The sequence below is a fragment of the Streptomyces luomodiensis genome, assembly GCF_031679605.1.
GTDB classification, from domain to species: domain Bacteria; phylum Actinomycetota; class Actinomycetes; order Streptomycetales; family Streptomycetaceae; genus Streptomyces; species Streptomyces luomodiensis.
In genome coordinates, this window is the sequence record NZ_CP117522.1 from 2920016 (window position 1) to 2946561 (window position 26546).

Annotated in this window: 20 protein-coding genes and 2 pseudogenes; 15 read left to right on the forward strand and 7 right to left on the reverse strand. The window is 72.5% G+C overall.

What is annotated here, in order from left to right:
- The first annotated feature begins 338 nt into the window (after positions 1-338).
- The 7 genes and pseudogenes from PS467_RS12565 to PS467_RS12595 all read left to right on the forward strand — a co-directional run.
- Positions 339-1874 (forward strand): leucyl aminopeptidase, encoded by a 1536-nt coding sequence (locus PS467_RS12565; RefSeq protein WP_311035336.1) that lies wholly within the window; start codon positions 339-341, stop codon positions 1872-1874.
- 295 nt (positions 1875-2169) lie between these two features.
- Positions 2170-3558, forward strand: coding sequence for a dihydrolipoyl dehydrogenase (gene lpdA, locus PS467_RS12570; protein ID WP_030838769.1), 1389 nt, complete (start codon positions 2170-2172; stop codon positions 3556-3558).
- Between the two features lie 53 nt (positions 3559-3611).
- Positions 3612-5372 carry a 2-oxoglutarate dehydrogenase, E2 component, dihydrolipoamide succinyltransferase gene (gene sucB / locus PS467_RS12575; RefSeq protein ID WP_311035337.1) on the forward strand — a complete coding sequence of 587 codons (1761 nt, stop codon included), beginning with the start codon at positions 3612-3614 and terminating at the stop codon, positions 5370-5372.
- A gap of 126 nt (positions 5373-5498) precedes the next feature.
- The gene (locus PS467_RS12580) at positions 5499-6122 is read left to right on the forward strand and encodes a GntR family transcriptional regulator (RefSeq protein WP_268971567.1); all 624 of its coding nucleotides are present in this window, start codon (positions 5499-5501) and stop codon (positions 6120-6122) included.
- A 91-nt stretch (positions 6123-6213) separates the two neighbouring features.
- On the forward strand, positions 6214-8889 hold the full coding sequence (gene aceE / locus PS467_RS12585; protein ID WP_311035338.1) for a pyruvate dehydrogenase (acetyl-transferring), homodimeric type: 2676 nt from the start codon (positions 6214-6216) through the stop codon (positions 8887-8889).
- A 178-nt stretch (positions 8890-9067) separates the two neighbouring features.
- Positions 9068-9640 (forward strand): annotated as a pseudogene (locus PS467_RS12590) (helix-turn-helix transcriptional regulator); the annotation flags it as partial.
- A gap of 822 nt (positions 9641-10462) precedes the next feature.
- Positions 10463-10870 (forward strand): annotated as a pseudogene (locus PS467_RS12595) (WYL domain-containing protein); the annotation flags it as partial.
- Positions 10871-10937: 67 nt separating this feature from the next.
- Here the strand turns inward: PS467_RS12595 and PS467_RS12600 are convergent.
- Positions 10938-11858, reverse strand: coding sequence for an SDR family oxidoreductase (locus PS467_RS12600; protein ID WP_311035339.1), 921 nt, complete (start codon positions 11856-11858; stop codon positions 10938-10940).
- Between the two features lie 150 nt (positions 11859-12008).
- On the opposite strand from PS467_RS12600, the gene PS467_RS12605 reads away from it, so the two are divergent.
- The 3 genes from PS467_RS12605 (at position 12009) to PS467_RS12615 (ending at position 15119) form a co-directional block, all read left to right on the forward strand.
- Entirely contained in the window at positions 12009-12530 is a 522-nt protein-coding gene (locus tag PS467_RS12605) for a DUF4240 domain-containing protein (protein ID WP_311039835.1), read from the forward strand.
- Positions 12531-12579: 49 nt separating this feature from the next.
- A complete protein-coding gene (locus tag PS467_RS12610) occupies positions 12580-13470 on the forward strand; it encodes a TIGR01777 family oxidoreductase (protein WP_311035340.1) in 891 nt (296 codons plus the stop codon).
- 305 nt (positions 13471-13775) lie between these two features.
- On the forward strand, positions 13776-15119 hold the full coding sequence (locus tag PS467_RS12615) for an NAD(P)/FAD-dependent oxidoreductase (RefSeq protein WP_311035341.1): 1344 nt from the start codon (positions 13776-13778) through the stop codon (positions 15117-15119).
- 581 nt (positions 15120-15700) lie between these two features.
- On the opposite strand, the gene PS467_RS12620 is transcribed toward PS467_RS12615, so the two are convergent.
- A complete protein-coding gene (locus PS467_RS12620) occupies positions 15701-17179 on the reverse strand; it encodes an NsdA family TPR-like regulatory protein (protein ID WP_311035342.1) in 1479 nt (492 codons plus the stop codon).
- A gap of 205 nt (positions 17180-17384) precedes the next feature.
- On the opposite strand from PS467_RS12620, the gene lipB reads away from it, so the two are divergent.
- The 4 genes from lipB (at position 17385) to PS467_RS12640 (ending at position 20499) form a co-directional block, all read left to right on the forward strand.
- The gene (gene lipB / locus PS467_RS12625) at positions 17385-18209 is read left to right on the forward strand and encodes a lipoyl(octanoyl) transferase LipB (RefSeq protein WP_311035343.1); all 825 of its coding nucleotides are present in this window, start codon (positions 17385-17387) and stop codon (positions 18207-18209) included.
- A 212-nt stretch (positions 18210-18421) separates the two neighbouring features.
- On the forward strand, positions 18422-19372 hold the full coding sequence (gene lipA / locus PS467_RS12630) for a lipoyl synthase (RefSeq protein WP_268971575.1): 951 nt from the start codon (positions 18422-18424) through the stop codon (positions 19370-19372).
- Between the two features lie 238 nt (positions 19373-19610).
- Positions 19611-19808, forward strand: a complete 198-nt coding sequence (locus tag PS467_RS12635) for an SCO2195 family GlnR-regulated protein (protein WP_268971576.1) — start codon at positions 19611-19613, stop codon at positions 19806-19808.
- Between the two features lie 10 nt (positions 19809-19818).
- A complete protein-coding gene (locus tag PS467_RS12640) occupies positions 19819-20499 on the forward strand; it encodes a DUF4191 domain-containing protein (RefSeq protein WP_311035344.1) in 681 nt (226 codons plus the stop codon).
- Positions 20500-20672: 173 nt separating this feature from the next.
- On the opposite strand, the gene PS467_RS12645 is transcribed toward PS467_RS12640, so the two are convergent.
- Positions 20673-21140 (reverse strand): RDD family protein, encoded by a 468-nt coding sequence (locus PS467_RS12645; RefSeq protein ID WP_311035345.1) that lies wholly within the window; start codon positions 21138-21140, stop codon positions 20673-20675.
- Positions 21141-21393: 253 nt separating this feature from the next.
- Here PS467_RS12645 and glnA point away from each other — a divergent pair, with 253 nt between their 5' ends.
- A complete protein-coding gene (gene glnA, locus PS467_RS12650; RefSeq protein WP_268971579.1) occupies positions 21394-22803 on the forward strand; it encodes a type I glutamate--ammonia ligase in 1410 nt (469 codons plus the stop codon).
- Positions 22804-22897: 94 nt separating this feature from the next.
- Here the strand turns inward: glnA and PS467_RS12655 are convergent, their stop codons facing one another.
- The 4 genes from PS467_RS12655 to PS467_RS12670 form a co-directional block, all read right to left on the reverse strand.
- The gene (locus PS467_RS12655) at positions 22898-23497 is read right to left on the reverse strand and encodes an Ig-like domain-containing protein (protein ID WP_311035346.1); all 600 of its coding nucleotides are present in this window, start codon (positions 23495-23497) and stop codon (positions 22898-22900) included.
- A gap of 333 nt (positions 23498-23830) precedes the next feature.
- Positions 23831-25183 carry a hypothetical protein gene (locus PS467_RS12660; protein ID WP_311035347.1) on the reverse strand — a complete coding sequence of 451 codons (1353 nt, stop codon included), beginning with the start codon at positions 25181-25183 and terminating at the stop codon, positions 23831-23833.
- A gap of 67 nt (positions 25184-25250) precedes the next feature.
- Positions 25251-25841, reverse strand: coding sequence for a TetR/AcrR family transcriptional regulator (locus PS467_RS12665; protein ID WP_268971582.1), 591 nt, complete (start codon positions 25839-25841; stop codon positions 25251-25253).
- A 113-nt stretch (positions 25842-25954) separates the two neighbouring features.
- Positions 25955-26473 (reverse strand): inorganic diphosphatase, encoded by a 519-nt coding sequence (locus PS467_RS12670; protein ID WP_311035348.1) that lies wholly within the window; start codon positions 26471-26473, stop codon positions 25955-25957.
- Between the last annotated feature and the right edge of the window lie 73 nt (positions 26474-26546).

A 26546-nucleotide genomic window follows, 5' to 3' on the forward strand; every position in this document is an offset into this window, starting at 1 on the left:
GGGCGACCGGGGGGCTCCGCGCCTTCCGGGTGCTCGGGCTCCGGCCCGCGCTCGGACTCCGGCCCGCGCGCGGACGACCGCGGCTGCGGCGGCTGCGACGGGGAGTGCGGCGGCTGCTCCGGCGTGGTGTCCATCGCGCGGAAGGCTATCGCGCGGCCTCTCATCCCTGAACGGCCACCGTCAATTCCGTTTCCCCCGCCCGCCCCCGCTCCGAGGCCCCGGGCACCACGCCCCTGAGGCGTACCGAGCCTCGAGAACAAGCGACCGCATACGATGCGGAGGGCGCGGCCTGCAACCCATATCGGCCGACGAACCAACGGAAGAGGGACCCGACCACTGTGACTGCTCTGACTCTCAGCACCTCCTCCGCCGCGGCACTGCGCGCGGACGCCGTCGTCGTCGGCGTGGCGAAGGGGGCCAAGGGCCCCGTCGTCGCCGCCGGCGCCGAGGCCGTGGACAAGGCGTTCGGCGGGAAGCTGGCCGCCGTTCTGGAGACGCTCGGCGCGACCGGCGCCGAGGGCGAGGTGACCAAGCTGCCCTCCGCGTCCGGCCTCAAGGCCCCGGTCGTGCTGGCGGTCGGGCTGGGCGAGGCCCCGGCCAAGGGCGACGGCTATGCCGCCGAGACACTGCGCCGGGCCGCCGGGGTGGCCTCGCGCGCACTGTCCGGTTCGAAGAAGGGCGCGTTCGCGCTGCCGGTCGAGAACGCGGCGGACGCCGGCGCCGTCGCCGAGGGCGCGCTGCTCGGTGCGTACGCGTACGACAAGAGCAACGGCAACGGCGGCAAGGCCAAGGACGGCAAGGACAAGAAGAACAACGGCCCGCTCGCCGAGGTCACCCTGCTCGGCGGCAAGCCGCGCGACAAGGCGTACAAGGCCGCCGCCGAGCGCGCCACCGCCCTGGTCGCGGAGGTCAACCGGGCCCGCGACCTGATCAACACCCCGTCCAACCTGCTCACCCCGGCCGTCTTCGCGGCCGAGGCGGTCGCGGCCGCGAAGGAGCACGGTCTCAAGGCCGAGGTGCTGGACGAGAAGGCGCTCAAGAAGGGCGGGTACGGCGGCATCCTGGGCGTGGGCCAGGGTTCGGAGGCCCCGCCGCGGCTGGTCCGGATCGCGTACACCCACCCCAAGGCCGAGAAGACGCTCGCGCTGATCGGCAAGGGCATCACCTACGACTCGGGCGGCATCTCGCTCAAGCCGGCCGGTCACAACGAGACGATGAAGTGCGACATGAGCGGGGCCGCCGCCGTGTTCGCCGCGGTCGTCACCGCCGCCAAGCTGGGTCTGCGGGTCAATCTGACCGGCTGGCTGGCGCTGGCCGAGAACATGCCGTCGGGTTCGGCCACCCGTCCCGGCGATGTGCTGTCGATGTACGGCGGCAAGACCGTCGAGGTGCTGAACACCGACGCCGAGGGCCGGCTGGTGCTCGCCGACGCGATCACCCGCGCCGGTGAGGAGAAGCCGGACGCGATCGTGGACGTGGCGACGCTGACCGGTGCGATGGTGCTCGCGCTGGGCAACCGCACGTTCGGGATCATGTCGAACGACGACGCGTTCCGCACCACGCTCCACGAGACCGCGGAGCAGGCCGGTGAGCAGTCGTGGCCGATGCCGCTGCCGTCGGATCTCCGCAAGGGCATCGACTCCCCGGTCGCCGATCTGGCGAACATGGGCGAGCGCATGGGTGGCGGTCTGGTGGCGGGTATCTTCCTGCGGGAGTTCGTGGCGGACGGGATCACCTGGGGCCACCTGGACATCGCGGGCCCGGCCTTCAACGAGTCCGGTCCGTTCGGCTACACCCCCAAGGGCGGCACCGGCTCCGCGGTCCGCACGCTGGTGCGGCTGGCGGAGCGCGCCGCCGACGGCGATCTCGGCTGAGCCGGGACGCGGACGGACGCGGCCGGGCCATGGGCCGAAAGTCCCGTCGATTTCGCCCTCAACGAAATCGACGGGGCTCCGCGTTCCGCCTACGCAGGAGTAACCCCTGAACTGGGGTGTGGAGATTTCTCACACAGCGGCCCCGCGTCCCGCCTCCTCTCAACAAGTGCGAAGATGTTGTCCCGGCAGGACAGGGCCCCAGACACCAGGGCCGTAAGCAAGAAGCGGCCGAACACCCGCCGCCGCCCGGCCGACCGACGGCCGACCCCGGCGCACCATGCATGGAGGACGTGACGTGGCGAACGACGCCAGCACCGTTTTCGACCTAGTGATCCTCGGAGGCGGTAGCGGCGGTTACGCCGCTGCCCTGCGCGCGGCGCAGCTGGGTCTGGACGTCGCCCTGATCGAGAAGGACAAGCTGGGCGGCACCTGCCTGCACCGCGGCTGCATCCCCACCAAGGCTCTGCTGCACGCCGGTGAGATCGCCGACCAGGCCCGTGAGGGTTCGGAATTCGGTGTCAAGACCACCTTCGAGGGCATCGACATCGAAGGTGTGCACAAGTACAAGGACGGCGTGGTCTCGGGCCTCTACAAGGGTCTCCAGGGCCTGATCGCCTCCCGCAAGGTCACCTATGTGACGGGTGAGGGCCGGCTGTCCTCCCCGACCTCCGTCGATGTGAACGGCCAGCGGTACACCGGCCGCCACATCCTGCTGGCCACCGGTTCGGTGCCGAAGTCCCTCCCCGGCCTGGAGATCGACGGCAACCGCGTGATCTCCTCCGACCACGCGCTGGTGCTGGACCGGGTGCCGAAGTCCGCGGTCGTGCTGGGCGGCGGTGTCATCGGTGTCGAGTTCGCCTCCGCGTGGAAGTCCTTCGGGGCCGACATCACCATCGTCGAGGCGCTTCCCCACCTCGTCCCGGTCGAGGACGAGAACAGCTCCAAGCTGCTGGAGCGCGCCTTCCGCAAGCGCGGCATCAACTTCTCCCTCGGCTCCCGCTTCTCCGGCGTCGAGTACACCGCCGACGGCGTCAAGGTCTCGCTGGAGAACGGCAAGACCTTCGAGGCCGAGCTGCTGCTGGTGGCCGTCGGCCGCGGCCCGGTCTCCCAGGGCCTGGGCTACGAGGAGGCCGGGGTCGCCATGGACCGCGGCTACGTCCTCGTCGACGAGTACATGCGGACCAACGTGCCGACCATCTCCGCCGTCGGCGACCTGGTCCCCACCCTCCAGCTGGCCCACGTCGGCTTCGCCGAGGGCATGCTGGTGGCCGAGCGGCTGGCCGGCCTGAACCCGGTGCCGGTCGACTACGACGGTGTGCCGCGGGTGACCTACTGCCACCCCGAGGTCGCCTCCGTCGGCATCACCGAGGCCAAGGCCAAGGAGCTGTACGGGGCGGACAAGGTCGTCGCCCTGAAGTACAACCTCGCGGGCAACGGCAAGAGCAAGATCCTCAAGACCGCGGGCGAGATCAAGCTCGTGCAGGTCCGCGACGGTGCCGTCGTCGGCGTCCACATGGTCGGTGACCGGATGGGCGAGCAGGTCGGCGAGGCTCAGCTGATCTACAACTGGGAGGCGCTGCCGGCCGAGGTCGCGCAGCTGGTCCACGCCCACCCGACCCAGAACGAGGCGCTCGGCGAGGCCCACCTGGCCCTGGCCGGCAAGCCGCTGCACTCCCACGACTGATTCATCCCGAGCGCGAACCATCCGTAAAGATCGTTAAGGAGCAACCGAACACCATGGCGGTTTCCGTAACCCTGCCGGCGCTCGGCGAGAGCGTGACCGAGGGCACCGTCACCCGCTGGCTCAAGGCCGAAGGTGAGCGCGTCGAGGCCGACGAGCCCCTGCTCGAGGTCTCGACCGACAAGGTCGACACCGAGATCCCGGCCCCCTCGGCCGGTGTGCTGACCTCCATCAAGGTGGCCGAGGACGAGACGGTCGAGGTCGGCGCCGAGCTCGCCGTCATCGACGACGGCGGCGCGGCCCCGGCCGAGGCCCCCGCCCCGGCGGCCGAGCCCGCTCCGGCGGCCCAGCCCGAGCCCGCCCCGGCGCCCGCCGCCGAGGCCCCCGCGCCTGCCGCCCCCGCCCCTGCCGCCGCCGCTCCGGCCGGTGGCGCCGAGGGCACCGATGTGGTCCTGCCCGCGCTGGGCGAGTCGGTGACCGAGGGCACCGTGACCCGCTGGCTCAAGGAGGTCGGCGACTCCGTCGAGGCCGATGAGCCGCTGCTCGAGGTCTCCACCGACAAGGTCGACACCGAGATCCCGGCCCCGGCCGCGGGCACCCTGCTGGAGATCCTGGTCGCCGAGGACGAGACCGCCGAGGTCGGCGCCAAGCTCGCCGTGATCGGCGCCGCCGGCGCCGCTCCGGCCGCCGCGCCCGCCCCGGCCGCCCCGGCTCCCGAGCCGGCCAAGGAGGCCCCGGCCCCGCAGGCCCCGAGCGCCCCGGCGCCGCAGGCCGCCACCCCGGAGCCGGTCGCCCCCGAGCCGGCCCCGGCCGCCCCGGCGCCCGCCCCGGCTCCGGCTCCGGCTCCGGCCGCGACCATCCCCGCTCCCGCGGCCCCCGAGGCCGAGGGCGCCTACGTGACCCCGCTGGTGCGCAAGCTCGCCGCCGAGAACGGCGTGGACCTGGCCACCGTCAAGGGCACCGGCGTCGGCGGCCGCATCCGCAAGCAGGACGTCATCGCCGCCGCCGAGGCCGCCAAGGCCGCGGCCCAGGCCCAGGCCCCGGCCCCGGCCGCCGCCGCCGCGCCGAAGGCCGCCCCGCAGGCGGTGTCCCCGCTGCGTGGCCAGACCGTCAAGATGCCGCGGATGCGCAAGGTCATCGGCGACAACATGATGAAGGCCCTGCACGGCCAGGCGCAGCTGACCAGCGTGGTCGAGGTGGACGTCACCAAGGTCATGCGGCTGCGCGCCCAGGCCAAGGAGGCGTTCGCGCAGCGCGAGGGCGTCAAGCTCTCGCCGATGCCGTTCTTCGTGAAGGCCGCCGTCCAGGCGCTGAAGGCCCACCCGGCCATCAACGCCCGGATCAACGAGGACGACAACACCATCACGTACTTCGACGTGGAGAACGTCGGGATCGCGGTGGACGCCGAGAAGGGCCTGATGACCCCGGTCATCAAGGGCGCGGGCGACCTCAACATCGCGGGCATCGCCAAGAAGACGGCGGAGCTGGCGGGCAAGGTCCGCTCCAGCAAGATCACCCCGGACGACATGTCCGGCGCCACCTTCACGATCAGCAACACCGGTTCGCGCGGTGCGCTGTTCGACACGATCATCGTGCCGCCGAACCAGGTCGCCATCCTGGGCATCGGCGCGACCGTCAAGCGTCCGGTGGTCATCAACCACCCGGACCTGGGCGAGACCATCGCGGTGCGCGACATGACGTACGTGGCCCTCTCCTACGACCACCGCCTGGTGGACGGTGCCGACGCGGCCCGCTACCTGACGGCCGTCAAGGAGATCCTGGAGGCCGGGGAGTTCGAGGTCGAGCTCGGTCTCTGAGCCCTCCGAGGCCCCCTCTGAGGCACTGCCGCGCCCCGCACGGGCTTTCCGTGCGGGGCGCGGTTTTCGTTCCGGCAGTACCGGGATAATGGCTGCTGTTCACTGTTGGTTCCTAAGGAGCGCCCCATGGCCCCGCCCGTCGTCCACTCGCTGCGCGAGCAGATCCGCGAGCACCTCGTGGAGGGCATCGTCAGCGGCCGCTGGAAGCCGGGCGAGCGGATCGTGGAGCGGAGGATCGCCACGGAACTGGAAGTCAGCCAGACGCCGGTCCGGGAGGCGCTGCGGGAGCTGGAGTCGCTGCGGCTGATCGAGTCGGCCCCCAACAAGGGCGTCCGGGTGCGGAATCTGACCGCGGCCGACCTCGAGGAGATCTATCCGGTACGGGCCGGGCTCGAGCAGATCGCGGCGGAGCTGGCCGCGCCCGCGCTGGCCGAGGACACCTCCGCGCTGGAGCCCGAGGTGCGGGCGCTGTACGCGGCGGACCGGGCGTCGGACGGGGAGGCGCAGGTCAGGCACACCGTGGCGTTCCACCGGGAGCTGGTGCGGGCGTCGGGCAACAGCGTGCTGCTGCACACCTGGGAGTCGCTGGGCATCGAGATCTGGACCACGCTGTCGATCCGCTGGCTGGGCACCGTCCAGCAGTCGTACGCCGAGGAGCACCAGGCGGTGGTGGACGCCTTCAAGCGGCGGGACCCGCGAGTCGGCGAACTGGTCAAGGAGCATGTGCTCGGCTGTGCACCGCGTGCCTAGTTTCGCGGCACGGAATGCCAATTTCGGCCTGCGGAGCAGTTTTTTCCCGGCGGCGCTTTGATCGATCATCGATCAGACTTACAGTCGGTCCATGACCGATCTCGCACGCACGCAGCCGAGTGCGCTCGACCAGCTTCCCGACCGTGACCCCGAGGAGACCGCCGAGTGGGGCGCCTCCCTGGACGCCGTCGCGCGGGAGGCCGGGTCGCACCGCGCCTCGTACCTCATGCGCCGCACCCTGGAGCGCGCCGAGAGCGCCGGGCTCGCGCTGCCGCCCCTGCTGGAGACGGACTACGTCAACACCATTCCGACCGCCGCCGAGCCCGCGTTCCCGGGCGACGAGGCGATGGAGGCCCGCATCACCGCCTGGAACCGGTGGAACGCGGCGGCGATGGTCACCCGCGGCAGCCGTGACGGCCTCGGCGGCCACATCGCCACCTTCGCCTCCGCCGCGTGGCTCTACGAGACGGGCTTCCAGCACTTCTTCCGCGGCAAGGAAGCCGACGGCTCCGGCGACCAGCTCTACATCCAGGGCCACGCCTCCCCCGGCATCTACGCCCGCGCCTTCCTCGACGGCCGGCTGACCGAGGCCCACCTGGACAACTTCCGCCGTGAGGCGGGCGGCGAGGGGCTGCCGTCCTATCCGCATCCGCGCCGGCTGCCGTGGCTGTGGGAGTTCCCCACCGTCTCGATGGGCATCGGCCCGATCTCCGCGATCTACCAGGCCCGCTTCAACCGCTATCTGGCGGCGCGCGGCATCAAGGACACCGCGAACTCCCACGTCTGGGCCTTCCTCGGCGACGGCGAGATGGACGAGCCGGAGTCGACCGCCGCGCTCGCCCTGGCCGGGCGTGAGGGCCTGGACAACCTCACCTTCGTCATCAACTGCAACCTCCAGCGCCTCGACGGCCCGGTGCGCGCCAACTTCAAGATCGTGCAGGAGCTGGAGGCCCAGTTCCGCGCGGCCGGCTGGAACGTGATCAAGTCGCTGTGGGGTTCCGCCTGGGACGAGCTGTTCGCGCTGGACACCTCGGGGGCGCTGGTCCGCCGGCTGCGCGAGGTCCCGGACGGTCAGTTCCAGACGTACGCGACCCGCGACGCGGCCTACATCCGCGAGCACTTCTTCGGCGCCGACCCGGAGCTGGCCCGGCTGGCCCAGGGCCTCACCGACGCCAAGCTCACCGAGTGTTTCCACACCTCGCGCGCCGGCCATGAACCGCGCAAGGTGTACGCGGCCTACCGCGCGGCCGTGGCGCACAAGGGCGCCCCGACCGTGGTGCTCGCCCAGACCGTCAAGGGCTGGACGCTGGGCCCCGGCTTCGAGTCGCGCAACGCCAACCACCAGATGAAGAAGCTGACGGGCAAGGAGTTCCGCGCCATGCGGGACCTCCTGGAGCTGCCCATCCCGGACAGCAAGCTGGACGACGCCCTCGTCCCCTACGTCCACCCCGGCCCCGACTCCCCCGAGGTCCGCTACCTCCAGGAGCGCCGCGCGGCCCTCGGCGGCCCCGCCCCGGCCCGCAAGGTCCACCCGGTGGCCCTGCCCGAGCCGTCCCCGAAGCCGTTCGAGACGCTCGCCAAGGGTTCCGGCAACCAGGAGATCGCCACCACCATGGCCTTCGTCCGGCTGGTCAAGGACCTGATGCGGGACAAGGAGACCGGGCGGCGCTGGGTGCCGATCGTGCCCGACGAGGCACGCACCTTCGGCATGGAGTCGCTCTTCCCGACCGCCGGGATCTACTCCCCGCTCGGCCAGACCTACGACCCGGTCGACCGCGATCAGCTCCTGTACTACAAGGAGGCCGCGAACGGTCAGATCCTCAACGAGGGGATCACCGAGGCCGGTTCGATGGCCGACTTCACCGCCGCCGCGACGTCGTACGCGACCCACGGCGAGCCGATGATCCCCTTCTACATCTTCTACTCGATGTTCGGCTGGCAGCGCACCGCCGACCAGATGTGGGCGCTCGCCGACCAGCTCGGCCGCGGCTTCCTCATCGGCGCCACGGCCGGCCGTACGACGATGACCGGCGAGGGCCTCCAGCACGCCGACGGCCACTCCCCGCTGATCGCCTCCACCAACCCGGCGGCGCTCGCCTACGACCCGGCCTTCGCCTACGAGATCGGCGTGATCGTGCGGGAGGGCCTGCGGCGGATGTACGGCCCCCGGGCCGAGGACGTCTTCTACTACCTGACGGTCTACAACGAGACCAAGGTCCAGCCGCCGATGCCGCAGGGCGAAGGCGTCGAGGAAGGCATCCTCAAGGGGCTGTACCGCTTCAAGGAGGCCGAGGCGCCCGCCGCCGACGCCCCCCGCATCCAGCTCCTCGCCTCCGGCACCGCCATCCACTGGGTGCTGGAGGCCCAGAAACTCCTCGCCGACGACTGGGGCGTGGCCGCCGACGTGTGGTCCGCCACCTCCTGGAGCGAGCTGCGCCGTGACGCCCTGTCCTGTGACGCGGCGCAGCTCAATGGCGAAGACCGGGTCCCGTTCGTCACCCGTGCCCTGGCAGGCGCACCGGGCCCGGTCCTCGCCGTCAGCGACTGGATGCGCGCCGTCCCCGACCAGATCAGCCAGTGGGTCGAGCAGGACTGGTACTCGCTGGGCACGGACGGTTTCGGCCTCTCCGACACCCGCGAGGCCGCCCGCCGCCACTTCGGCGTGGACGCCCCGGCCATCGTGGTGACCGCACTGTCCCGGCTGGCCCGTCAGGGCGTGGTACGAGCCACCGCGCCCAAGGAGGCCGCGAAGCGGTACGGCATCTGACGGCACCACTCCCCCGCCCCGCCCACGGCAGCCGACAAACGGCTCGCCGCGTGACGGGGCACCGCGTGGGGGGGCACCGCGTGGCGGGGCACCGCATGGCGGGGCCCAGACCTCGTGAGCCGGCTGTCCTGCGATCCGGCCCGGCCTCGCCACGCGGCGGCACGGCATCATGGGGGCCGTGCGTGCTGCCCGGCTCATCAAGATGGTGCTCCTGCTGCAAGCCCGGCCCTCGATCACGGGGGCCGAGCTGGCGCGGGAGCTGGAGGTCTCGGAGCGCACCGTGACCCGGGACGCCGCCGCGCTCTCCGAGGCGGGCATCCCGGTCTACGCGGACCGGGGCCGGGCCGGCGGCTACCGCCTCATCGGCGGCTACCGCACCCGGCTGACCGGCCTCGGCCGGGCCGAGGCCGAGGCGCTGTTCCTGTCCGGTGTGCCCTCCGCGCTGCGCGAGATGGGGCTCGCGGACGCCGCCTCCGCCGCCCGGCTGAAGGTCTCCGCCGCACTGCTCCCGGAGCTGCGGGACGCCTCGCACACCGTGGCCCAGCGGTTCCACCTCGACGCCCCGGGCTGGTGGCAGGAGCCGCAGACGCCTCCGCTGCTGCCGGAGGTCGCCGACGCGGTGTGGGACGACCGCCGGCTACTGGTGCGCTACCGCCGCCGGGACACGGAGGTGGAGCGCGAGCTGGAACCGTACGGGCTCGTACTCAAGGCGGGCGTGTGGTACCTGGCAGCCCGCGTGAACGGCACGGACGGCATGGATGGCTCGGACGGCACGGGCGGCGCGGACGGTACAGGCGGACCGGGCAGCACGGGCGGCGCGGGTGGCACGGGCGGACCGAACGGCACGGGCCGTCCCGGCGACACGGGCAGCGCGGGCGGCACGCACAACACGGACGGCCCGGACGGCGCGGGCCGTCCCGGCAGCACAGGCAGCGTGGGCGGCACACACAACACGGGCAGCGCGGGGCGTCCCGGTGGCACGCACAGCGCGGGGGGCACGGGCTCAGGCCGGCCCCGCGATCCAGGCCGCCCCGGCAGCTCCGGCGGCACGCACGACACGGGCGGCTCCGACGGCACGCACAGCACGGGCGACTCCAGCAGCTCAGGCCGCCCCGGCAGCTCCCGCGGCTCCGGCAGCACGCACTCCACGGGCAGCACGGGGGGCTCCGGCGGCACGGGCGGACCGAACGGCGCGGGACGTCCCGGCAGCACAGGCAGCGTGGGCGGCACGCACAACACGGGCAGCTCCGGCGGCACGCACGCCACGGGCGGCCCGGACGGCTCGGGCGGGCCGAACAGCACGGACGGCCCGGACGGCACGCACGCCACGGGCGGCAAGGGCGGCTCCGGCGGCACGGGCGGACCGGACGGCGCGGGACGTCCCGGCGGCACGGGCGGACCGGACGGCGCGGGACGTCCCGGCGGCACGGGCGGCGTGGGCGGCGCGCACAGCACGGGCGGACCGGACGGCGCGGGACGTCCCGGTGGTACGCACAGCGCGGGGGGCACGGGCTCAGGCCAGCTCCGCGGTCCAGGCCGCCCCGGCGGCCCCCGCGGCCCCCGCGGCCCCCGCGGCGACTTCCGGGTGTACCGGGTGGATCGCCTCACCGACGTCGCCCCCGTGTCCGGCGCCCCGCGCTTCGGTCGGGACGAGGCGTTCGACCTGCCCGCCTTCTGGGCCGAGCGGGCCGCTCAGTTCGCCCGCTCGATCCTCCGCGAGGAGATCACCCTGCGGCTCAGTCCGGACGGGGCCCGCCGCCTGCCGTACGTCACGGACCGTACGGCGGGCGAGGAGGCCGTCCGGGCGGCCGGGGAACCGGATGGGGAGGGGTGGATCACCGTCACGCTGCCGGTGGAGTCGGCGGACGTGGCGTACGGCCAGCTGCTGGCCCTCGGCCCCGAGGCGGAGGTGTTGTCCCCGGCCTGCCTGCGGGAGCGCTTCGCGACGGCGGCGCGCCGCATGGCATCGCGCTACCGGTAGCCCGGTAGCCCCGCCGGCCCCGCGCCATCGCCGGCCCCGCCCCATCGCCGGCCCCGCGCCACCGGTCCTACCGGTAGTCGGCGGCCGTGGCCTCCTTCTCCCCGAAGACGACGTCCCGGAAGTAGCCGGAGACGTCCGGCCGGGAGCCGTCCAGATCGGTGAAGCCGTAGACCTTGGCCAGATCCCCGCTGAAGACGGACTTCCCGTTCCACCGTGCCCGCTCCGGGTCGGCGGCGAGCGCCGCGACCGCCCGTCCGACGAAGCGCGGCGACTCGGCGATGGCGAAGTGCGGCTCCTTCTCCACCGCGTCCCGCCAGTTGGCCTCGGTCACCCCGAAGTGGTCCAGCATCTGTTCGGAGCGGAGAAAGCCCGGGGAGACGGACACCGCCGTGCCGCCGAACTCCTTCAGCTCCTCGGCGAGCCCGAAGGCCGTGCGGATCGGGGCGTTCTTGGTGAGGTCGTAGAAGAGGTTCAGGCGGTAGGTCCGGTTGAACTCCGCGGTGCCGTCGGTCACCTCGACCACCAGCCCGCCCGGCTGCCGGATCAGCAGCGGCAGCGCGTAGTAGGCGGTGATGAGGTGGGTCTCGACGCCGAGCCGGAGCATCCGCAGCCCGGACGCCAGGGTGGTCTCCCAGGTCTTCTTGCCGAACTCGATCAGCGCCTCGCCTCCCCATACGTCGTTGACCAGGATGTCCAGCCGGCCCTGTGCCCGGTCGATCCGCTCCACCAGCGCCCGCACCCGCTCGGGCTCCAGATGGTCGACCGGGACCGCGATGCCCACCCCGCCCGCGGCCGTGACCAGCTCCGCCGTCTCCTCGATGGTCTCCGTGGCCCGCCCCACCTCGCTGATCCGGTCCCGGGTGGTGCGCCCCGTCACGTAGACGGTGGCCCCGGCCGCCCCCAGTTCGACGGCCATCGCCCGGCCCGCGCCGCGCGTCGCCCCCGCGACGAGCGCGACCTTGCCCGCCAGCGCGCCCTGTGTGCCCATGTCCCCGCGTCCTCTCGGTGTGGCTGCCGTGTGGTGATGTGGCCGACCCTCGCAGGGAAACCCGACACCTGCTGTCCGGTATCGCGAGAGGGCCGCGTCCGGCCCGCTCCGCGTGCGGGGGTGCGCGGGAGGGCCGATCCTGATCCCGTGATGATGGACGAGACGGAGTTCTGGGGGCTGGTCGACAGCGCTCGGGAGGCCGCGGAGGGCGACCCCGAGGACCAGTCCGACCTGCTCGTCGAGCAGCTGTCACAGCTCGACCCCGACGCGGTGCTGGACTTCGCCCGGCACTTCGAGGCCCGCTCCAACCGGGCGTACCGCTGGGATCTGTGGGGCGCCGCGTGGGTGCTGCTCGGCGGGGTCGACGACGACGCCTTCGAGTCATTCCGCTACTGGCTGATCGGCCAGGGGCGGGAGGTCTTCGAGGGCGCGCTGCACGATCCGGACGCGCTCGCCGAACTGCTGGAGGACTTCGACGACCAGGTGGACGGCGACTGCGAGGACCTGGGGTTCGCGGCGGACGAGGCGTATGAGCGGCTGACCGGGGCTCCTCTGCCGGCGCTGGAGATCCCTCCCGCGCCCGGTGAACCGATCGGGGAGCCCGGCGACTTCGAGAACGAGGCGGTACTGGCGGAGCGGTATCCCCAGCTGTGGGAGCGGTTCCGGGCCTGACGGGCACGGACACGACATCCCTCCGGATGATCGAGGGCAGGATGGTGCCATGCGTATCGCGGTCACCGGCTCGTCCGGGCTCATCGGCACGGCTCTCGTCCGCTCGCTGCGCGAGGACGGCCACCAGGTGGTGCGTCTGGTGCGGCGCCCGCCGCGGGCGGAGGACGAGGTGGGGTGGGACCCACGACGGCAGTGGGTGGACACCGCCGGGCTGATGGGCTGTGACGCCGTGGTCCATCTCGCGGGCGCGGGCGTCGGCGACCGCCGCTGGACCGAGGCGTACAAGAAGGAGATCCGGGACAGCCGGGTGCTGGGCACGGCGGCCATCGCCGAGGCGATCGCCTCGCTGGACGTTCCGCCCCGGGTGCTGGTGAGCGGGAGCGCGGTCGGGTTCTACGGTGACACCGGGGAGCGCGCGGTCGATGAGAGTGCGCCCCCCGGCCACGGTTTTCTCCCGGATCTCTGCCAGGAGTGGGAGGAGGCGGCGGCCGCCGCGCAGGAGGCGGGCATCCGTACGGTCTTCGCCCGGACCGGTCTGGTGATCTCCGCCGAGGGCGGGGCGTGGGGCCGGCTCTTCCCGCTGTTCAAGCTGGGGCTCGGCGGGCGGATGGGCAACGGCCGCCAGTACTGGAGCTTCATCGCGCTGCGGGACCACATCGCCGCGCTGCGCCATGTCCTCGACACGCCCGAGCTGACCGGCCCGGTCAACCTCACCGCGCCGACACCGGTCACCAACCGCGAGGTGACGGCGGCCATGGGCCGCGTGCTGCGCCGCCCCACGCTCTTCACCGTCCCCGCCCCCGCCCTCCGGATCGCGCTCGGTGAGATGTCCGGCGATGTCCTCGGCAGCGTCCGGGCCGTCCCCCGCCGCCTCCTGGACTCCGGCTTCTCCTTCGCCCACCCGCGAGTGGACGATGCCATCAAGGCGGCGCTGGCGTAGGAGAGTTGACGGTCCTCGGGTTCCGGTAGCGCATCCCTCGAACCCCGGTCGAGCACCTCTCGAACCCCGGTCCAGCACCTTCTGAACCCCGGTCGCGTACCCCTCGGGCCCCGGTCGCGCACCCCCCAGCGGCAGTGTGCGACCGGCGTGCGCCCGTGCCCGGTCGATGCGCGTCTGGCATCGACCGTTTTTGTCCGTACTGTCAAGTACCGTCCCGCCGAGAGGTTGGGCGGGACGGTACGCATCCGGGCCGCCGGTCGGGGCAGCAGCCCCCGTGACGGACGCACCGACCTCGGGGAGGACACGTGCTCGAGCACGCGCACCGCACGGACGTCGTCATCGTGGGCGCCGGACTCGCGGGGCTGGCCGCGGCTCATCGGCTGACCGCCGCGGGAGTGGCGGTCACGGTCCTGGAGGCCGCGCCCCGCGTGGGCGGACGGATGACGACCGACACCGTCGACGGCTTCCGGCTGGATCGCACCGGCCATTTGATGAACACCTCGTTCCCGGAGCTGCGGCGCACTCCAGGGCTCGGCGCCCTCGCCCTGCGCCCCTTCGCCCAGGGGGTGCTGGTCCACAGCGAGGGCCGTACGCAACGGGTGGACACGCCCCGGAGCATGAGGGGCGCATTCACCACGGCACGCGCCCTCGCGAACGCCGCCCGCGCGCCGCTCGGCAGCGGGCTCGACCAGGCCCGACTCGGTGCCGCGCTCGGCAGGCTCGCCGCCCTGCCCGCGGACCGCCTGCTCGCCCGCCCCGACCGGCCGGTCTCCGAGACCCTGGGGGGGCGGGGCCTACCTGCTCGTACGGTCGAGGGGGTGCTGCGTCCGCTGCTCGTCTCGCTGCTCAGCGACCCGGACCTCACCACCTCCAGCCGCTGCGCCGACCTCGCGCTGCGCGGCTACGCACGCGGCCGCCTCTGCCTCCCGGCGGGCGGCGCGTCCACCGTCCCCGAACTGCTGGCGGCCGCGCTGCCGCCGGGGACGGTCCGTACGGGCGTCCGGGCCGTATCGGCCTCCACCACCGCCGTGGCCACCGCCGAACACGGCGAGATCGGCTGCCGTGCGGTGCTGGTGGCCACCGGAGCGCATGACGCGGCGGAACTCCTGCCCGGACTGCGGGTGCCGGCCTTCCACCCGATCACCGTGGTGCACCACACCGCCGGCCGGCCGCCGCTGCGCGAGCCCGCGCTGATACTCGCCGCGGGCGGCCGGGGCCCGGTCGCGCACACCACGGTGGCCAGCGAGGTCGACCCCTCGCGCACCCCGCCCGGCCGGGTGCTGATCACCTCCACGGTGCTGGGCACCGCCGCCGCGCTGCCGACCGCCGAGCTCGACCGGGCCGTCAGGACCCAACTGGCGGCGGTGTACGGGACGTCGACGGCCGACTGGGAGCTGCTGGCCGCGCACCACGACCCGTACGCGGTCCCGGCCATGCCCGCCCCGCACGATCCGCGCCGCCCGGTGCGGCTGCTGTCGGGGCTGTACGTATGCGGCGACCACCGGGACTCCAGCACGGTGCAGGGCGCCCTGGCCTCCGGCCGGCGGGCCGCCCGCGCGGTGCTCAGCGACTTCGGCGCACCTCCGGGCTCCGGGATGGACGCGGGCTCCGGCACCGGCTCCGGCTCCCTGCCCGCCGCGGCGGCCTGATCCGCCGCCCCCCTCGGGGCCGACCGGGCCCCGGGCGGCGGGCGGCGGCATCCGGCCCGAGACGAACCCCGGGCAGCGGCGCCCGGCCCGAGACGGACCCCGGGGTCGGCCCGGCCGCCCCGGTCAGCGGCCCGGCCACGGCCGGGACACGGGGTGCCGACGCACGCCACACCCCGCCCGGACACCGACGCGGCAACCGCCGGCCGCGCGCCCGAACCGACCGACCCCGCCCACTACCCCAGCGCCGCCACAGCCGCGACACGAGGTGCCGACGCGCGCCACACCCCGCCCGGACACCGACGCGGCAACCGCCGGCCGCGCGCCCGAGTCGACCGGCCCCGCCCGCTACCCCAGCGCCGCCACGGCCGCGACACGGGGTACCGACGCGCGCCCGAGCCAACCGGTCACCCCGCCCGGACACCGACGCGGCAACCGCCGACAACACGCCCGAACCGACCGGCCCCACCCGCTACCCCAGCGCCGCCACAGCCGCGACACGGGGCGCCGACGCGCGCCACACCCCGCCCGGACACCGACGCAGCAACCGCCGGCCGCGCGCCCGAGCCGACCGGCCCCGCCCGCTACCCCAGCGCCGCCACCCGCTCCCGGTAGCCCCGTACCGCCGCCGCGTCCCGGTACGGTTCCAGGCGGCGTTCGAAGTCCCGTACGTACTCCAGCGCCCGCACCGAGCGCATCTCCGACGCCTGCTGCGCCGCCTCCGCTCCCAGCTGGCACGCCTGCTCCAGTTCGCCGAGGCCCAGTCGCGCCGTCGCCAGCACCACCCGGCAGAACAGCCGGCTGCGGGCGAACCCGGCGCCGCGCAGTCGCAGGGCGCGCTCGGCGTGCTGGGCGGCGGCGCGGTACTGCTGGAGATCGCGGTGGCAGTGGCCGAACTCGTCGGCCAGCTGTGCCTCGTCGAAGAGCCGGGCCCAGTACGGCACCTCGTCCCCCGGCCGTGCCGCCTCCAGCGCCCGCTCGGCGCGGGCGAGGGAGGCGGTGCAGGCGCGCACCTCGCCCAGGATGCCGTGGCCGCGCGCCTCGACCGCGTGCAGCAGCGACTGGAGCACCGGCGGGGCGCCGCCGCCCACTCCCTGCTGGGCCACCCGGGCCAGCTGCACGGCCTCCCGCCCGTGGCCCAGATAGACGGCCTGGCGGCTCATCGTCACCAGCACATAGCCGCCGTACGGACGGTCGCCGGCCGCCTGGGCCAGCCGCAGCGCCTGGACGAAGTAGCGCTGGGCCAGACCGTGCGCGGCGATGTCGTACGAGGTCCATCCGGCCAGCCGGGTCAGATCGGCGATCGCGCCGAACAGCCGCCGCCCGGTGGCCTCGTTGTAGGTGCCGCGCAGCATGGGCTCGCCCTCGTGCTCGAGGTAGCGCACCAGGGCCTGCCGGGCGTGCCCGCCGCCGTACGTCTGGTCCAGCGCGCCGAACAGCTCGCCGACCGAGCGCAGGGCCGCGATGTCGCCGGAGGTCACCCGGTGACCCGCCGCGCGCCGGTCGCGGTCGGGCCGGCGCTGGCGGGGCAGCGGCGCCCGGCTCCGGTCGGGGGCGAGCCCCGGCCCGGGAGCCGGGCCGCCCGTCGGGCCGCCCGCCGTCGGCTCACCGCGCGCCACCCGGTCGTCGGGCCGGCCGATCAGCCAGTCGCGGCTGGGGACGACCAGCCCCGCCGGGGTGAAGGCGATCTTCCGCAGCTCCGCATGGCTGCCGGAGTCCTTGCGCCACAGCCCGCTGACGATGTCCACCGCCTCCTGCGGGGTGGCGGCGAACTCCAGCCCCGCGTAGACCGGCGCACACGCGTCCAGGCCCAGGTCCTGGGCGGTCAGCCGGCGTCCGAGGCGCCGGGTGAACACCTCGGCGATCAGCGCCGGGGTGGTGCCGCGCGGCTGCTGTCCGCGCAGCCACCGCGTCACCGATGTCTTGTCGTACCGCAGGTCCAGACCGTGCTCCAGCCCGAGCTGGTCCACCCGCCGGGCGAGCCCTGCGTTGGAGAAGCCCGCCTCGGCGATGAGCGCGGCGAGCTGACGATTGGGGATGCGCTGCGGGGGTTGTTCCGTCATCAGCCTGCCGGTCTCCCTGATCGCTCTGTGGAACGGCGCGAATGTAACCGCCGCTCGAGGGCTGATCGCGCCCGTCGGGCTCCATTCATCCGATCGTGTGAGAACGAGCCGAGTGAGGACGTAACGGCACACGGTCGTACAGTGGCTGAGGCGTCGCCGCGAGGCGTCGCCACCTCATCGAACGCGGGCCGAGAAGGAGCTTGTCGTGACCGCCGTGACCACGTCTTCCCCGGGGCCGGTCCCCGGTTCACCGGCACTGGCCTACGTCCACCTGGGCTTCGGGGCGGACGCCGTGGACTACCAGGAGGCGTGGCAGGAGCAGCGCCGGGTGCACGCCGCCCGCTTCGCGGACGAGATCCCCGACACCTGCCTGCTGCTGGAGCATCCGCCGGTCTACACGGCGGGGCGGCGCACGGCCGACAGTGAGCGCCCCCTGGACGGCACCCCGGTGGTGGACGTGGACCGCGGCGGCAAGATCACCTGGCATGGCCCCGGTCAGCTGGTCGGTTACCCGATCCTCAAGCTGCCGCGCCCGGTGGACGTCATCGCGCACGTCCGCCGCCTGGAGGAGGCGCTGCTGCGCACCTGCGCGGAGTTCGGCGTGGCGGCCACCCGGGTGGAGGGCCGCAGCGGGGTGTGGGTGCTGGGCGACCCGGTGGAGCAGCGCCCCGCGCTCGGCGGGCTGAAGCTGGACTTCGACCCGCGGCTGGCGGACGAGGAGTTCGACCCGCGGCTGAACGGCCCGGAGTACGCCCCGTCCAACGCCGGGCAGCGCCGTGAGGACCGTAAGCTCGCCGCCATCGGGGTGCGCATCGCCAAGGGCGTGTCCATGCACGGCTTCTCGCTCAACTGCAATCCGGACAACACCTGGTTCGACCGGATCGTGCCGTGCGGCATCCGGGACGCGGGCGTGACCTCGCTCTCGGAGGAGCTGGGCCGGGACGTACCGGTGGCCGAGGTGGTCCCGGTCGTCGAGCGGCATCTGCGGGAGGTCCTGGAGTCCTCCGTGCCGCTGCCGCGGGCGGTCTGACCCTCCCCCGCCGCCGCGGGTCTGGCCTTCCCCGCCGTCGCGGGCGGTCCGGCCCTGCGGCGGGAATGCGTCCTGGCTGCCTTCGGTTGCCCTGGACGTAAATCCGTACGAACCACGGGCGTACCCTGGTGACCGCCGACGACCCACAATCCCGCCGGCAAACTCGCCGCGCCGAGCCGCCCAGCAGAGCCAAGCAAAGAGGAGTGCCGGACGTGTCCGCAGTCGCACCCGACGGACGCAAGATGCTGCGCCTGGAGGTCCGGAACAGCCAGACCCCCATCGAGCGCAAGCCCGAGTGGATCAAGACCCGGGCGAAGATGGGCCCCGAGTACACCGAGCTGCACGGCCTGGTGAAGCGGGAGGGCCTGCACACCGTGTGCCAGGAGGCGGGCTGTCCGAACATCTACGAGTGCTGGGAGGACCGCGAGGCGACCTTCCTCATCGGCGGCGACCAGTGCACCCGGCGCTGTGACTTCTGCCAGATCGACACGGGCAAGCCGCAGGCGCTGGACCGGGACGAGCCGCGCCGGGTGGCCGAATCCGTACGCACGATGGAGCTGAAGTACGCGACCATCACCGGTGTGGCCCGTGACGACCTCGAGGACGGCGGCGCCTGGCTGTACGCGGAGACCGTGCGCCAGATCCACTCCCTGATGCCGGACACCGGTGTGGAGCTGCTGATCCCGGACTTCAACGCGGTCCCCGAGCAGCTCGCCGAGGTCTTCTCGGCCCGTCCCGAGGTGCTCGCGCACAACGTCGAGACGGTTCCGCGGATCTTCAAGCGGATCCGCCCCGGCTTCCGCTACGAGCGCTCGCTCGAGGTGATCACCAAGGCGCGTGAGGCGGGTCTGGTCACCAAGTCCAACCTGATCCTGGGCATGGGCGAGGAGCGCGAGGAGATCAGCCAGGCGCTTCAGGACCTCCATGACGCGGGCTGCGAGCTGATCACCATCACCCAGTACCTGCGGCCGTCCGCCCGGCACCACCCGGTGGAGCGCTGGGTCAAGCCCCAGGAGTTCGTGGAGCTGAAGGAGGAGGCGGAGGAGATCGGCTACGCGGGTGTGATGTCCGGGCCGCTGGTCCGCTCCTCGTACCGGGCCGGCCGTCTGTACCAGCAGGCCATCGAGCGGCGCAATGTCGCGGTGGCCTCCCAGGCGGTCTGAGGTCACCGTCCGTCACCGCCTTCGTCCGGTGTGAGCAACACGTTATGTGATTGCGGGCACACACATGTCCGAAGGCTCCGACAACGTCGCAGGTCACGGGCGTCATACGGGCCGCAGCGGGGATTCATCGGTGTTTGACCGCCCAGTCACGCACTGGTAACACCATTGGGTAACGATTAAGCCACGCACCGCTCATAGGTTGTGCGTCACGATCATCCGCCGCTTCCGAGGGGTACCCATGCCGGCTGCGCCCGTACGCCCGTCCGTCACCGACGCGCTCCTCGTCCTGGAGGCCCTGCTGCTGCGCGGCGGGCAGCGCACCGCCCGCCGCAACGCCTGGACGGCGGTGCTCGAGGACCGCCGCCGGGCCAAGGACCGGCACGAGGCGGAACATGTGCTGGAGGCCGTGTCCACCGGGGCTTCCCAAGCCACGTAAACTTCGCTGTATGGCGAGGAAGGAAACATCCGAGAACCCCGGGCGGCTGAAGCAGATCGCCCTGACCTACAAGATGACCAAGCGGGTCGACTCGAAGGTCGGTCTTGTCGTCGCCGGCGTGGGGATTGTCACCTTCGGTGTCCTTCTCGCGATCGGCTTCTGGATCGGCCACCCGATCTTCCTTGGCATCCTGGGCTTCGTCCTGGCTTTCCTCGCGATGGCGATCATTTTCGGCCGCCGTGCCGAGCGGGCCGCCTTCGGACAGATGGAGGGCCAGCCGGGCGCGGCGGCGGCGGTGCTGGAGAACGTGGGCCGCGGCTGGTCGGTGACCCCCGCGGTGGCCATGAACCGCAACCAGGACGTCATCCACCGCGCGGTGGGCAAGGCGGGCATCGTGCTGGTCGCCGAGGGCAACCCGAACCGGCTCAAGAGCATGCTGGCCGCCGAGAAGCGGAAGATGGCGCGCATCGTCGCGGACGTTCCGGTCCACGATGTGATCGTGGGCTCCGGCGAGGGCCAGGTCGAGATCAAGAAGCTGCGCACCACACTGCTGAAGCTTCCCCGGGTGCTGCCGGGCGCACAGGTCACGGTGGTGAACGACCGGCTGCGCGCACTGGGCGACCTGATGAGCAACATGCCGATTCCCAAGGGCCCGATGCCGAAGGGCATGCGGATGCCGAAGGGGCGCTGAGCACTCCCCGTCACCGCACGGACTACGCATACGAGACGGCGGCCCGGATATCGATTCCGGGCCGCCGTTTCTGTGCGTTTACGGGTCGTATGTAATCCGCGCATTGTATGTAATCGAAAGCCGGACGGCCGACCTGCGCGGGGTGGGCCTCGGCGATCCGCGCGGGGCGGGCCTCAGACCCTGATCTGCACCGAGCGGGAGAGCCGGTCGTGCAGTCCGCGGGTGTCGCGGTCCCAGACCACGGCCGGGATGACGAGCACCACCAGCACACTGCGCAGGACGGCCCGCGGCAGGCTCAGCCGCACTCCGCCCTCGCCGATGACCCGCAGCTTGAGCAGCAGCTTGCCGGGGGTGGCGCCGACGGTGCCCACGGTGATCAGGCTCAGCACCAGGAAGACGAGCAGGGCCCAGTTCCCGGCGGCCCGCGCATCGCGGCCGGACAGCAGGGCGTAGGAGACGAGGAGGCACAGGGCCCAGTCGATGAAGAGCGCCCCGAAGCGGCGCCCCAGTGGCGCTATGGCGCCCGGTCCGCTCTCGGGAAGCCCGAGGCCCTCTCCCCGGTAGCCGAATTCGACACCCATGTCCTCGGCGGCCGCGCGGGGCCCGGAAAGCCACGATCCGATTGCTTGCCTCTTGTCCACCCGTCCACGTTACTGCGACCGCATACGTTTCCCGGGCCGGGCCCCTCCCCATCGGCTTCCGCCGATCCCGTGCGGCGCCTATTCACCTGCCGCGAAGCCCCCGCAACCACCCCTGAGCCGGTTAACCTGGGTGAAACAAATGGGTCATGCACGGGAAATCCCGGCTGCCTATGGTCGGCGAAGCGCGCCACCGCACAGGACCGCGCGACCGAACGAATCCCCGTCCCCCCGCGGCCGGGCTAGGAGGAGTTGGATGTTCCAGAACGCCGACGACGCTCGGAAGTTCATCTCGGACGAGGACGTCAAGTTCGTCGACGTCCGATTCTGTGACCTTCCCGGCGTCATGCAGCACTTCACCGTACCGGCGGAGGCGTTCGACCCGAACGAGGAGCTGGCCTTCGACGGTTCGTCGATCCGCGGTTTCCAGGCGATTCACGAGTCGGACATGGCCCTGCGCGCGGACCTTTCCACGGCGCGGGTCGACCCGTTCCGCCGGGACAAGACCCTCAACATCAACTTCTTCATCCACGACCCGATCACGGGTGAGCAGTACAGCCGCGACCCGCGGAACATCGCCAAGAAGGCCGAGGCGTACCTCGCCTCCACCGGTATCGCGGACACCGCGTACTTCGGTCCCGAGGCGGAGTTCTACGTCTTCGACAGCGTGCGCTTCGAGACCAAGTCGAACGAGGCCTTCTACCACATCGACTCCGAGGCGGGCGCCTGGAACACCGGTGCGCTGGAGGACAACCGCGGCTACAAGGTCCGCTACAAGGGCGGTTACTTCCCGGTTCCGCCGGTCGACCACTTCGCCGACCTGCGCGCCGAGATCTCCCTGGAGCTGGAGCGGGCCGGCCTCCAGGTCGAGCGCCAGCACCACGAGGTGGGCACCGCCGGCCAGGCCGAGATCAACTACAAGTTCAACACGCTGCTCGCGGCCGCCGACGATCTCCAGCTCTTCAAGTACATCGTCAAGAACGTCGCGTGGAAGAACGGCAAGACCGCGACCTTCATGCCGAAGCCGATCTTCGGTGACAACGGCTCGGGCATGCACGTCCACCAGTCGCTGTGGCAGAACGGCTCCCCGCTCTTCTACGACGAGCAGGGCTACGCGGGCCTGTCGGACACCGCCCGCTACTACATCGGCGGCATCCTCAAGCACGCTCCGTCGCTGCTGGCCTTCACCAACCCGACGGTGAACTCCTACCACCGCCTGGTCCCGGGCTTCGAGGCGCCGGTCAACCTGGTGTACTCGCAGCGCAACCGCTCCGCCGCGATGCGTATCCCGATCACCGGCTCCAACCCGAAGGCCAAGCGCGTCGAGTTCCGCGCCCCGGACTCCTCGGGCAACCCGTACCTGGCCTTCTCGGCCCTGCTGCTCGCGGGTCTGGACGGCATCAAGAACAAGATCGAGCCGGCCGAGCCGATCGACAAGGACCTCTACGAGCTCGCCCCCGAGGAGCACGCGGGCGTTCCGCAGGTCCCGACCTCCCTCCCGGCCGTCCTCGACTCCCTCGAGGCCGACCACGAGTTCCTCCTCCAGGGCGGTGTCTTCACCTCCGACCTGATCGAGACCTGGATCGACTACAAGCGCACCAACGAGATCGCGCCGCTCCAGCTGCGTCCGCACCCGCACGAGTTCGAGCTCTACTTCGACGTGTAAGACGTGCGAGTCGACGTGTGAGCGAAAAGCTCGCGGTCTTCGCCGAGCCCCCGCCACCGCCCGATGGGCGGCGGCGGGGGCTCGGTGCGTCAGGTCAGGGGTTCACGGTCTGGGTGTCGGTGCCGGAGGACGGCAGGAAGCTGGTGTCGCCGTTGTAGAGGGCAACCACCAGGTGGGTACCGGCGTCCAGGTTGCTGAGCGACAGCGTCGCCGTACCGCCCGACAGCGGCTGGACGAACGTACCGCCGCCGGAGCCGCCGACGAAGAAGGTGACCGTCCCGGTCGGGACGCCCGACCCGGGTGCGATCGGGGTGACGTTGGCGGTGAACGTGACCGACTGGCCCACCGTCGAGGGGTCCGGCGAGGAGGTCACCGACGTCGTGGTCGCCGATGGGATGACGATGATGGCGCCAACACCGCTGGAGGGGGCGAAGGTGGTGTCACCGCTGTAGTTGGCGAGGACGGCGTGGGCGCCGACGCTCAGCCCGGCGGGGACGGTGACCGAGGTCGTCCCGCCCGACAGCGTCCCGGTCAGGGTGGGGCCGCCGGTGACGACGAACGTGACGGTACCGGTGGGGGTTCCGGTACCCAGTGGGATCACGGTGGCGGTGAGGGTGACCGACTGTCCGGCCGTCGCGGGAGTGGGGGTCACCGTGACCAGGGTGATCGTGGGCGTGGTCGTGGGCGTGGTCATGTTGGGCCCTCCGAGTGAGGTGAGGTTGGTGGGCCTCGCCCGCCACGCAGGCCCGGAGCGGGGCGCGGCGGTGCATCGGAGGCTAGGGGGTGCGCACATACGGCGATCCACGCGGGGACATCCCCGTGTCGCCGTCCCCCGGCAGATGGGGAACCCACCGGTCTGTAGCACCAGTAGGCGCGCGGCTCGCCGCCAATGCCATAGAGGTGCCGCCGAATTACCCCGGATAGCGCAGCGCTCGGCGGCTCCCCCAGCGCACATCGCTCACCTCACACGGCGCGCGTCCCCCACCGCCGGGACACCGCGCACACTCCGCGCATCCAGCCCCGGAGATCAGCCGCCGTCGCCGAAGCCTCCCCCGAAGCCGCCGCCGAAACCACCGTCGAAGCCGCCGCCGTCGCCGAAGCCACCGCCGAAGTCGTCGCCGTCCCCGCCGTCGCCGAAGCCGCCGCCGAAGTCACCGGTGTCGTAGCCGGGGCCGAGGGATCCGCCCAGCAGCGTGCCGATCAGCAGTCCGGGCAGCAGCATCGAGCCGTATCCGCCGAAGTACCCGCTCGCCCAGGGTCCGTAGGCGGGACCGGCCTCCCAGTACGGGCGTCGCCGGTCGCCGCCGACGGGGACGGTGCGGGCGTCCGGCTCGAGGCCGTCGTCGATGCGGGTGGCGTCGGCGGCGCAGGCGGGGACGGAGCGCGAAGTGCCGCCCGCGGGCGCCCACGGGACGTCCCGGACCGATGGTCCGTGCCGCGGGTCGAAGAAGCACGGAGGGCGCCGCTGGGGCAGCGGGCCGCCCTCGCGGCGGGCGTCGAGCATCGCCAGTGCGAAGCGGCCCTCCTCCAGCGCCTCGGTCACCGGCCGCATGTCCCCGGGCCGCCGGGCGGCGGCCGACCTGGCCTTGGCCTCGTCGTACGCGTCCAGGGCGCGGCCGTAGTCCTCCGCCATCTCGGGGGTGGACGCCGGGTCGGCGGGGTCGAAGCCGGTCCGGCCGAGCTTCTCGCCGTACGCGGTGATGTCCTCTTCGACCGCGCCGCGCACCTGCTCCAGCTCGGTCCGCTCGCGCTCACGGCGGTGCTTGTTGGTGCGCCGCAGCATGTAGAGGCCGCTTCCGCCGACGGCGGCCAGGACGATCAGCACCGCCACCGCGTCCCCCACCGACAGGCCGGTGGAGTCCCGCGCGCCCCGGTCGCCGCCGGTCCCCTGGCCGGTCCGGTCGTGGATCGCCGCCGCCGCGTCGGCCACGAAGCCGTCCAGGACCGCCGCGAGGTCGCGCGGATGCTGCCGCAGGTTCCGCTCCGCCAGCGCCTGCGAGGTGCGTCCGGGCAGCACCGAGGTGTCGGAGGCCGCTCCGAAGGAGGAGCCCAGCGCCACCGCGTAGACGCCGGGGCGGTCGACGGCGGCGCGCAGCCGCCCGAAGACGCGCTCTCCGCCGTACGCGGGGTCGTCCGGCAGGACGGCGACGTAGACGGGCACCCCGGCGGCACGGATGTGTCCCGCGAGGTCGCGCGCCTGCGCGGCGCTCAGCGCGGCGGAGGCTCGTGGATCGACGTACACCGGGTTGCTGCGCAACGCCTTGCCGATCTTGTCCACGTCCGTTTCGGCACGCGCGCCCCCGGCGGTGAGCACCACCGCCGCCAGGGCGACGAGGATGGACAGCACCACCGTGCCCCATCGCGACGTCTTGCCGGACACACCCCGGGGTTACCCGCACATGGGACATCTATGCACATTTAGGACTTGATGCTCAGGCGGCCGGCGGTCAGTGCGGCCGGCGCAGTCCCGCGATGAGGAGCTGAGCCAGTCGACGTGCGTCGTAGTGGCTGTCGCTCTCCGCGCCGATGCAGAGGTTCCCTACGCCGCGCATCAGCTCGTAGGCCCTCAGATCGGAGTGGATCTCGCCGGCGGCGGCCGCGGCGTCGAGCAGTTGGGTGCACACGGGCACGAGGCGGTCGAGGAAGTAGGCGTGCAGCGCGTCGAAGCCGGCGTTGTCGGACTGGAGCACGGCGGCGAGTCCGTGCTTGGTGACCAGGAAGTCGACGAAGAGGTCGATCCACTGCCCCAGGGCGGCGTGCGGAGTCGCGCTGGTCTCCAGCAGGGCCGGACCGGCCTCGGCGCAGGCCTCCACCTGGTGCCGGTAGACGGCGATGATGAGATCCGCTCGGGTCGGGAAGTGGCGGTAGATCGTGGCCGTCCCGACACCGGCCTTGGCCGCGATGTCGCGCACCGGCGCTTCCACGCCCGATGTGACGAAGATGGCGGCGGCCGCCTCGAGCAGGGCCTCCTGGTTGCGCCGGGCGTCCGCCCGCTTGGGCCGGGCCGCTTGGCCCGCGCCGCGGTCGCTGTCGTTCACCGTACCGGCTCCCTCCGTCATCGGGTTGGCTCACGGAACAGGGTTCCACAGCCTGAAGCGGAGTGAGGTTCCGATTCGCTCGATGATGCGTCGAGGCCGGCTTGTCCGGCTTGTCAGGGGGGCCGGAGCCGGCCGACTTCGGTTTCGGCCGCTCGGGCGCGGGAGGCGGCTATTTCGGCGTAGGCCCGGTCGCGGCCCTCCCAGTGGGAGCCCTCGACGGACTTGCCGGGCTCGAGGTCCTTGTAGACCTCGAAGAAGTGGGTGATCTCCATCCGGTCGAATTCGGGGACGTCCCCGATGTCCTGGACACCGGCATAGCGCGGGTCATGGGCCGGGACGCAGAGGATCTTCTCGTCCGGGCCCTTCTCGTCACGCATGCAGTACATGCCGATGGCCCGGCAGAGGACCACACAGCCGGGGAAGGTCGGCTCGGCGACGGTGACGAGGGCGTCCAGCGGGTCGCCGTCCTGGCCGAGGGTGTGGTCGATGAAGCCGTAGTCGGCCGGGTACTTCGTCGAGGTGAACAGCATCCGGTCCAGCCGGATGCGGCCGGTCTCGAAGTCCATCTCGTACTTGTTGCGGGACCCCTCCGGGATCTCCACGACCACGTCGAACTCAGCGTGCTCCTCCATCGCGCCCTCCGGTCACCCGTGCGCTCCGGTGTTCTTCCAGTGTGCGCCGGGCGCGCCGGACGGGCAGCTCGGA